We start from the raw sequence: 8,735 nt of genomic DNA, 5'->3' as shown, positions 1-8,735 counted from the left end.
ACCATCATGGGCTGCTCGCGCTATCTCAAGGAACAAAACTCCAGCATCCAGATCGTCGGCGCACAGCCGGCGGATGGCTCGCAAATACCCGGCATCCGCAAATGGCCCAAGGAATACCTGCCGAAGATTTGCGATTTCCGCCGGGTGGATAGAATCATGGAAGTCAGCCAGCAGGAAGCCGAGGAAATGACCCGGCGCCTGGCACGCGAGGAAGGCATCTTTGCCGGCATCTCGGCCGCCGGCGCCTGCTGGGTCGCGCAGGAGATCGCCAAAACCGTGAAGGATGCGGTGATTGTCTTCATCGTCTGCGACCGCGGCGACCGCTACCTGTCCACCGGTGTGTTTCCGGCCTGACTGCGGTTTTTTCGAATAAAAATCGGCTGTAGCCCATGTCTGGCGGGCTTAACCTGCTATTAATAAAGTAGCATACCGAAAGTCTTGCCATGACCCACGAATTCAAGTTTTGCCCCAACTGCGCGTCGCCGCTGGCCCTGGTCAGCCAGATGGAGGATGGCGGCGAGAAGGTGCGCCTGCGTTGCCCGGCCTGCGACTACACACACTGGAACAACCCGGTGCCGGTGCTGGCTGCGGTGATTGAATACCAGGGCAAGATCCTGCTGGCGCGCAACGCTGCCTGGACTGCCAAGATGTACGCGCTGATCACCGGTTTCATGGAGGCCGGTGAAACGCCCGAAGGCGGCATCACGCGCGAGATCAGGGAAGAGACCCACCTTGATGTCACCGACCTCCAACTGATCGGCGTCTACGACTTCCAGCGCATGAACCAGATCATCATTGCCTACAGCGTGGTCGGCCATGGCGAGGTCAAACTCTCGCCCGAACTGGTGGACTACAAACTCTACGCGCACGAAGATGTGAAATGCTGGCCAGCCGGCACCGGTTACGCCATGGCCGATTTCCTGAAGTCGAAAGGGTATACGCCGCAGTTTGTCGAGTGGTCCAAACGCGACTGAGGCCGCGCGCTGCCCGCGTTTTCCGCATTCCGCTAGAATTTGCCTTGCTCCGGGGTGCAGCCTTGTTGGAAACAGCAAGGGTGGCTGAGATGGTCAGAACCAAACCCGCGAACTTGAATCGGTTCATACCGACGTAAGGAGAGCTGTCAGCAACCCGGTGCGGGACTGTCACGTCTTTCGGAGCACTTGTTCAACAGGCAACCGAAAGCGTGACGAATGGCTCCACCTGCGTTGATTGCTGATTTGCTGGCCTTCCTGGCCTGTGACAACCCGTCTGACGAGGCCTTCAACCGGCAGGCGCTTGCGCTGTTTGCGCACCAGTTCCAGCACAACCTGCCGTTTCAGCGTTTTTGCCAACAACGCGGCAAAACCCTGCGCACCGTCAAAAGCTGGCGCAACATTCCCGCCGTTCCGATCAGCGCCTTCAAGGCCCTGACCCTGAGCTGTATTTCGCCAGACCAGGCCGAACGCAGCTTCATGACCAGCGGCACCACGCAAGCCGAAGTCAAGGGCAAACACCACCACCCAACGCTGGTGGTTTACGACGCCTCGATGATCCGCAATTTCCGCCAGCGCTTCATGGCCGGCGGCGGCCGCATCCGCATGGGCATCCTGTTTCCGGATGAGACGCTGCTGCCGAATTCCTCGCTGGCGCATTACCTCGCGCTGGCCGTGCGCGAGTTCGGCACCCAAGCCAGCCACTACCTGCTCACGCAGCAAGGTCTGGATACCCCGCGCGTGATCGCCGAGCTCGAACGAGCTGAGCAGACCGGCGAGCCCTATGCGCTGCTGGGTGCGAGTTACAGTTTTGTGCACCTGCTCGACGAGCTGCAGCGCCTGGGGCGAACTTTCAATTTGCCGGCCGGCAGCCGCGTGCTTGACACCGGTGGCTTCAAGGGCCGGTCGCGCGAGTTGTCCATGCAGGACTTTTATGCGCAGCTCTCAGTCACATTGGGCATCCCTGCCAGCCAGTGCATCAACATGTACGGCATGACCGAACTCAGCACGCAGTTCTACGACGACGGCAATGCGACCCTGCCCTCGGTCAAGTCGGGCCCGCACTGGATCCGCAGCCGCGTGGTCGAGCCGCTCAGTGGTGAAGAGCTGCCGCGCGGTCAGCAGGGCATCCTCGCGCATTGCGACCTGGCGAACTTCAACTCGGTCACCACCATCCTGACCGAAGACGTGGGTTTGGCGGTGGACGGCGGCTTTTTGCTGCTGGGCCGCGCGCAGGGCAGCGCGGCCAAGGGCTGTTCGCTGGCGGTCGAGGAATTTTTGCAGGCGGCTGCGGCATGAGGCTGCTGCGCGAAACCGCCGGCTACCTGCCGGGCCTGCGTACCGATGAGCTCGCGTGGCAGACGCTGGCCTTCGAGAGCAAGGGCGGCCGCGTCGAGGTGGCCGTGCCTGTGCTGACCGAAGCGCAAATCATCGCGCTCACGCAGCGCGTGCGCAACGCCAGCCGCAGCTACCTGAAGTCGCTGACGGTTGCGCAGATTGCGGACATCATCGACACAGCCATCCATCGCCTGCTGGACCCGCAGGACCGGTGGCGTCGCAAGGCCGACAGCGTGTTGCCGCGCGTGACCGGTTACGACGCGGAGATGGTGCGCCTGGGCCTGAGCGGCTACCTCAAGACTTTTCGCAAGCCGCAACTGCAGCGTTTCCTCGTCGAAGATTTCGGCAACCCGCAACTGCTCGATGACTTTGTGCCGCGCAGCAAGGGCGGATTTTCCAAGGCCTTTGGTCCCGATCTGGCGGTGCATGTGTGGGCCGGCAATGTGCCCGGCCTGTGCCTGTGGAGTTTGATTTCAGGGCTGCTGGTCAAGTCCGGCACCGTCGGCAAGGTCGCGAGTGCCGAGCCGCTGCTGGCCGGCTGGTTTGCGCAATTGCTGGTCGAGATCGATCCGGGCCTGGCCGACTGCCTGGCGGTGGTCTGGTGGAAGGGCGGTGACGCGGCCCAGGAAAAAGTGTTCTTCAGCCAAGCCGACCTGGTGCTGGCCTATGGCGGAAATGCGGCGCTGGCCGACGTGCGGCGCCAGGTACCGGTCACCACGCGTTTTTTGCCCTTTGGCCACAAGCTCAGTTTCGGCCTGGTGGCTGCGTCTGCGCTTGATGCGCGCAAGGCGCTGCGGGCGGCGCAGCAGGCGGCTTACGACGTGGTGCGTTACGACCAGCAGGGCTGTTATTCGCCGCATGTGTTTTATGTGGCGCGCGGCGGAAAAATCAGCCCGGACGAGTTTTCGCGCTACCTCGCGCATGAACTCTCGGCGCTGGAAAAGAAATACCCTCGGCGCACGCTGAGCCTGGGCGAGGCGGCCGATCTTGCCGGCTGGCGCCAGGCCGAAGAACTCCACAGTTTGTCGCCGGGCGGAGCGGAGGTCGCGGGCGAGGGTGACTGGACCGTGGTCTACAACCCCAGCTTGCAGCCGCTCGCGCCCGGCGCGTTGAACCGCAGCGTCCGCGTGGTGGCGGTGGATCAGCTGATCGACGTGATCCCGCTGTTGGCGCCGCACCGCGCTTTTTTGCAGACAGTCGGTGTGGCCGCCGCGCCGCGTGAACTGTTTGAACTCGCCGAGCAGCTCGGCCGCGCCGGCGTCACGCGCATCTGCGCGCTGGGCCAGATGACCTCGCCCGAGGCCGGCTGGCACCACGACGGGCGCTTCAGCCTGCTGGACATGGTGCAGATGGTCGACATCGACAGCTCGGCCGAAGCCGCGGCCGAAACCCTGGCGCCTTATGTCGATTGATACGCAGGCCTTTCTCGACATGCGCGGGGTCAGCTACAGCTTCCCGGCCTACCCGAAGGTGGTGAACCAGGTCGACTGGCAGATTGCGCGCGGCGAGGTGCACAGCCTGGTCGGCCGCAGCGGTTGCGGCAAGACCACCCTGCTCAAACTCGCGGCTGGCCTGTTGCTGCCCGATGCCGGCACGGTCAGCGTCGATGGCCAGGCCTTGCGCAAGCCGGGCAGCCAGCTCGGCTTTGTGTTCCAGGCGCCGACCCTGCTTGAGTGGAAAACCGTGCTGGACAACGTGCTGCTGCCGGTCACCTTGCAGCGCAGTCCGCTGCCGGCCGACCGCGCGCGCGCCGACGAATTGCTGACGTTGATGGGTCTGTCCGGCCTGGGCCGGCGTTTCCCGACCGAACTGTCCGGCGGCCAGCAAAGCCGCGTGGCGATTGCGCGCGCGCTGCTGCTGGCGCCCACGCTGCTGCTGCTCGACGAGCCGTTTGCGGCGCTGGACGCGATCACGCGCGAGGAACTGCAGGACGACTTGTTGCGCATCTGCCGCTTCGCGCAGACCACGGTGTTTTTTGTCACCCACGACATCAGCGAAGCGGTTTACCTGGCTGACCGCGTGGCTGTGATGGCCGGAGGAAAAATCACAGACGACCTCACGGTGGATTTGCCCTGGCCGCGCCAGCGCGCGCTGCGTTACGGCGCGCCGTTCAATGCGGTGTGTGCCCAAGTGCGCCATGCCATGGACGGGGTGCTGACATGCTGAGCCGCGCGGCATGGAGTCGCCTGGCCAGCCTGGCCCTGTTCGTCTGTATCGTGCTCGGTTGGGAGTTTTTGGCGCGCGGCTCCCGCGTGTCGGCACTGGTGCTGCCTGCGCCTTCGGTGATCTGGGAGACGCTGTGGAGCGGGCTGCGCAGTGGTTACTTCTGGCCGCACCTGCTGCACACCGGCACCGAGCTGCTTCTCGGCCTGGCGCTCGGTTGCGCCGCCGGTTTCCTGGGCGGCATCGTGCTGGGTGAGTCGGCATTTTTGCGCCGCCTGCTGTTCCCTTATGTGCTGGTCAGCCAGGTTGTGCCCAAACTCGCGCTGGCGCCGCTGTTCATTGTGTGGTTCGGTTTCGGCATGACATCGACGGTGGTGATCACTGCGCTGATCTGCTTTTTTCCGTTGATGGAAAACACGCTGACTGGCCTGCAGCAGGTCGAGCCCCGCAAGCTGGAGCTGTTCCGCATGCTGGGCGCGACCCGCGTGCAAACCCTGCTGCGCCTGAAGATTCCCTCGGGCCTGTCGGTCATCATGGCCGGCTTTCGCGTGGCCGTGGTGCTGGCGCTGGTCGGCGCGGTGGTCGGCGAGTTTATAGGCGGCAGCAAGGGCCTGGGCGCGCTGATCATCGCCTCGCAGGGAATGATGGACACGCCGCTGATGTTCGCCGTACTGCTCTTGATCACCGTGCTGGGGTTGGTGATTTATCAACTGGCCATTGGCCTGGAGCGCCTGCTGCTCTGGCCGCATTTAAAAGAAACCACCAAGGACTGACATGCAACACTTCACTTCTCTTCTTCGCAGCCTGGCCGCCACCCTGCTGCTCGGCTGCGGCCTGGTGCACGCCGCCGACAAGGTGGTGGTGGCCGGCTGGAGCCAGCCCATCACTGAGATCACCAACCTGCTGGTCGAGGAAGACAAGGGCTTCTTCAAGGCGCGCGGCATTGATCTGGGCTACGTGCCGGGCGCCGGCGGCGGTGACGCGATCCGCAACATGCTGACCGGCCAGGCCACGGTGGCCTTCACCGACCCCGGTTCCTTCTTCGCCGCGCTCGACAAGGGCGAAAAGCTGCGCGCGATTTACGACATCTATCCACAGAACGTCTTCAACGTGGTCGCGCTCAAATCCAGCGGCATCACGAAACCGGCCGACCTCAAGGGCAAGAAGATCGGCGTCTACAGCCTGTCCAGCGGCACCCGGCAAAACCTGCTGGTGCTGTTGCAGCAGGCCGGGCTGACCGAGGCCGACGTGACCATCGTCGTCACCGGCTTGCTCAACTTCGCGCCGCTGATGCAGGGCCAGGTCGATGCCACTGCCGCGACCGACACCGGCCTGCTGGTGGGCAAACAAAAAGGCCTGGGTGAGGTCAACGTGATCGCGGTGCGTGACCACCTGAACATTTCGAGCGACGTGTTTGTGGTGACCGAGGCCACCTACCAGACGAAGAAGGACGTGCTCAAACGCTTCCTGGCCGGCTACCGCGACAGCATGGCCTGGATGATTGCCAACCCGGACGAGGCCGCCGCGCTGGCCGTCAAACGCGCCATCGATGGCAAGAACCAGGCCGTGAACCGCGAGATCATCAACTTGCGCAATGCCTCCAGCGTCTCGGCCGTCACGCAGGCGCGGGGCCTGGGCGCGCTGGACATGGCCATGTTCCAGAAGGCTGCCGACAGCTACAAAAAGCTCGGCATGATCCAGCGCGAGATCAAGGCCTCGGACGTGGTCATGCAGGACCTATTGCCGGCCAAATAAGGACAACCCATCATGAAGTTCAAGGGCAAGGTGGTGCTGGTCACTGGCGCCGGGCGCGGCATAGGTGCGGCGATTGCGCGTGGCTTTGCCCGCGAGGGCGCGGCGGTCGTCATCAACTACCTGCAGGACGCCACTTCGGCCGAAGCTGTCGCGGCAGAATGCAAGGCGCTGGGCGGCGACGGCTGGGCACTGCAGGCCGATGTCAGCTCGCAGCCGGCCGTCACCGCCATGGTCGCGCAGGTGCTGGCCGAGATGGGCCGCATCGACGTGCTGGTCAATAACGCCTTTGCCTCCTACAGTTTCGATCCCGAGCAGCGCAAGCTGTTCTGGGAGCTGGACTGGGCCGACTACCAGCGCCAGATCGACGGTGCGGTGCGCGCCACCTTCAACGTCTGCCAGGCGGTGCTGCCGCATTTCAAGCAGCGCAGCCAGGGCGCCATCGTCAACCTCGCCAGCGACCTGGTCGAGCGTCCCAGCGTGCCCTACCACGACTACAGCACCGCCAAATCGGCCCTGGTCGGCTTCAGCCGCAACCTCGCGGCCGAACTCGGTCCGCTCGGAATACGCGTCAACTGCGTGGCGCCCGGCCTGGTCTACCCCACGGCCGCCAGCCGGCAGACCAAGGAAGAAGTCCGCGACCTGCTGACCGCCCAAACCCCGCTGCGCCGCATCGCCACGCCCGACGACGTGGCCGGGCCGGTGTTGTTCCTCGCGTCCGACTGGAGCGGCTTCATGACCGGACAGACCTTGTTTGTGGATGGCGGGCTGGTGATGCGCTGATTTGCCGAGTTTTCAAGCCTTTTAGGCCTCGAGCCCTTGACTGGCGGTCGTAAAAAGCTATCAAAACAGGAGTAACAGGCTTCAGACGCAGCTCCGCGAGGGCCTCCTCAAATTGGCTCCCCCCCTTCGTTCAGAATGTTCAGATAAGCGTCGTAAACAAAAATACGGTTGCGGCGTTGCCCGGTCAGTTCACGGGCAATGCCCAGGCTCACCAGGGCTTGCATGGATTTGGAGGCGGTGGGGAAGGTCATGCCCGCGCCCTGGCAGAGTTGTTTCAGACTGCAAAGGGGCCGGCTGCGTAGCGCGCCGAGCACGCGCTGTGCATTTGCGGCACCGCGCCCGATCACCTGGCTGCGCTGAATATCCTGCTGGAACAGCGCCGCCAGCCGCTGAGCGGTTTGCACCGCGCCAGTGGCAGTTTGCTCCACACCTTCCAGAAAAAAATCCACCCAGGCTTCCCAGTCGCCGTGGGTACGCACCCGGTCCAGCAGCTCGTAATAAGTGGCGCGGTGCCGCTTGAAATACAGGCTCAAGTAAAGCAGCGGCTGCATCAGCAAGCCGCCGTCGTGCAGCAGCATGGCAATCAGCAGCCGACCCAAGCGGCCGTTGCCGTCGAGGAAAGGGTGAATGGTTTCAAACTGCACATGCGCGAGCGCCGCCTTGAGCAACACCGGACTGGACTCTGCCTGTCCCTGGTCGTGGATAAAACTTTCCAGCGCCGACATGCACGGCTCGACCTGCTGGGGCGGCGCCGGCACAAAACGGGCATTGCCGGGGCGGGTGCCGCCAATCCAGTTCTGGCTGCGGCGAAACTCTCCGGGTGTCTTGTCGCTGCCGCGCCCACGTGCCATCAGGTGCTCGTGCATCTCACGTAAAAGACGATTGCACAGCGGAAAGCCTTCGCGCAAGCGGGTCATGCCGTGTTCCAGCGCCGCGATGTAGTTGGAAACCTCCACCACGTCGTCAAACGGCACGCCGGGCAACTCGTCCAGTTCAAACAGCAGCAGGTCTGACAGCGATGATTGTGTGCCCTCGATCTGCGAAGACAGCACAGCCTCCCGCCGGACATAGGCATACAGAAAAAGCTGGGGATCGGGCAGCAACATGCTGACGCTGTCCAGCCGTCCGACCGCCAGTGTGGCGCGTTCCAGCAGGCTTTGGCGGTTGCCGCTTAACTGCAGCGCAGGCGCGGGGGGCAACGGTGCAGGTACAAAGGCCTGGACGGTTTCGCTGCCGGCGACGCTGGCGGTGTAGGTGCCTGTTGCGTTACGAAGCATGGCGCTTCCTTGAATAAGGATTTCGGTTATTAAAAAAAGTCGTATTATTCTTTAATATGAAGCCAAATGGAAGCGCCAAGGCAACTTGCGCCTGGTCTGGCTGAAATTACAGGCCGTTTTGGCCTCCAGCCCTTATTCCACGGGCGTAAACAGCTATGAAGTTGATAGCGGGTCTGCTGGCCTGAACTTATGCCCCGGCTCTCGCCCGCAAGGTCTCATACAGCTGCGAGTGGTTCAGCAGGATATTCAGGATGCCGCGCAGCACCACCGGCGAGTTCAGCGCCTGGGTGCTCATGGACGTGTGCGCGTCGTAATTCCATTTCTACTTCATAAATGAAGTAATCAAGGAGCTCACAATCCAATCCCAAGAGACAATGGTGCGCACAGTTTCAGGGTTTTGCTCCAAAGTTCTGAGTCCCAGTGCAAGCTGCTCCTCCAGCGCGTCAAGGCT

At 63.1% G+C, this 8,735-nt stretch carries 9 protein-coding genes and 1 riboswitch; of the genes, 8 read left to right on the top strand and 1 reads right to left on the bottom strand.

Features of this window, described 5'->3' with window-relative positions; translation table 11 throughout:
- The 8 genes from Q8O29_RS13890 to Q8O29_RS13855 form a co-directional block, all read left to right on the top strand.
- On the top strand, positions 1-354 hold a 354-nt coding region (locus Q8O29_RS13890; protein WP_305563761.1), incomplete at its 5' end, for a pyridoxal-phosphate dependent enzyme.
- A gap of 89 nt (positions 355-443) precedes the next feature.
- Complete coding sequence (locus tag Q8O29_RS13885; RefSeq protein ID WP_305563759.1) at positions 444-974, top strand: NUDIX domain-containing protein; 531 nt, start codon at positions 444-446, stop codon at positions 972-974.
- Between the two features lie 40 nt (positions 975-1,014).
- A riboswitch (TPP riboswitch) is annotated at positions 1,015-1,131 on the top strand.
- Positions 1,132-1,190: 59 nt separating this feature from the next.
- Positions 1,191-2,270 (top strand): long-chain fatty acid--CoA ligase, encoded by a 1,080-nt coding sequence (locus Q8O29_RS13880; RefSeq protein WP_305563757.1) that lies wholly within the window; start codon positions 1,191-1,193, stop codon positions 2,268-2,270.
- Positions 2,267-3,721, top strand: coding sequence for an acyl-CoA reductase (locus Q8O29_RS13875; protein ID WP_305563755.1), 1,455 nt, complete (start codon positions 2,267-2,269; stop codon positions 3,719-3,721). The genes Q8O29_RS13880 and Q8O29_RS13875 overlap by 4 nt, the downstream gene beginning before the upstream one ends.
- A complete protein-coding gene (locus tag Q8O29_RS13870; protein ID WP_305563753.1) occupies positions 3,711-4,475 on the top strand; it encodes an ABC transporter ATP-binding protein in 765 nt (254 codons plus the stop codon). Before Q8O29_RS13875 ends, Q8O29_RS13870 begins: the two co-directional genes overlap by 11 nt.
- Positions 4,469-5,245 (top strand): ABC transporter permease, encoded by a 777-nt coding sequence (locus Q8O29_RS13865; RefSeq protein WP_305563751.1) that lies wholly within the window; start codon positions 4,469-4,471, stop codon positions 5,243-5,245. Before Q8O29_RS13870 ends, Q8O29_RS13865 begins: the two co-directional genes overlap by 7 nt.
- 1 nt (position 5,246) lies before the next feature.
- Positions 5,247-6,227: an ABC transporter substrate-binding protein gene (locus Q8O29_RS13860; RefSeq protein ID WP_305563749.1), complete on the top strand. Its 981-nt coding sequence runs from the start codon at positions 5,247-5,249 to the stop codon at positions 6,225-6,227.
- A gap of 12 nt (positions 6,228-6,239) precedes the next feature.
- Complete coding sequence (locus Q8O29_RS13855; protein ID WP_305563747.1) at positions 6,240-7,007, top strand: 3-oxoacyl-ACP reductase; 768 nt, start codon at positions 6,240-6,242, stop codon at positions 7,005-7,007.
- Positions 7,008-7,114: 107 nt separating this feature from the next.
- Here the strand turns inward: Q8O29_RS13855 and Q8O29_RS13850 are convergent, their stop codons facing one another.
- Positions 7,115-8,284, bottom strand: a complete 1,170-nt coding sequence (locus Q8O29_RS13850) for a Fic family protein (protein ID WP_305563745.1) — start codon at positions 8,282-8,284, stop codon at positions 7,115-7,117.
- Positions 8,285-8,735: the final 451 nt, after the last annotated feature.

Source organism: Polaromonas sp. (assembly GCF_030689685.1).
Classification (GTDB): Bacteria; Pseudomonadota; Gammaproteobacteria; order Burkholderiales; family Burkholderiaceae_C; genus Polaromonas.
This window is presented reverse-complemented; position numbering and strand designations above follow the sequence as displayed.

Coding starts and splice junctions, on each gene's coding strand:
- Q8O29_RS13850 (WP_305563745.1), bottom strand. CDS start 8,284: ATGCTTCGTAACGCAACAGGCACCTACACCGCCAGCGTCGCCGGCAGC.
- Q8O29_RS13860 (WP_305563749.1), top strand. CDS start 5,247: ATGCAACACTTCACTTCTCTTCTTCGCAGCCTGGCCGCCACCCTGCTG.
- Q8O29_RS13865 (WP_305563751.1), top strand. CDS start 4,469: ATGCTGAGCCGCGCGGCATGGAGTCGCCTGGCCAGCCTGGCCCTGTTC.
- Q8O29_RS13870 (WP_305563753.1), top strand. CDS start 3,711: ATGTCGATTGATACGCAGGCCTTTCTCGACATGCGCGGGGTCAGCTAC.
- Q8O29_RS13855 (WP_305563747.1), top strand. CDS start 6,240: ATGAAGTTCAAGGGCAAGGTGGTGCTGGTCACTGGCGCCGGGCGCGGC.
- Q8O29_RS13875 (WP_305563755.1), top strand. CDS start 2,267: ATGAGGCTGCTGCGCGAAACCGCCGGCTACCTGCCGGGCCTGCGTACC.
- Q8O29_RS13880 (WP_305563757.1), top strand. CDS start 1,191: ATGGCTCCACCTGCGTTGATTGCTGATTTGCTGGCCTTCCTGGCCTGT.
- Q8O29_RS13885 (WP_305563759.1), top strand. CDS start 444: ATGACCCACGAATTCAAGTTTTGCCCCAACTGCGCGTCGCCGCTGGCC.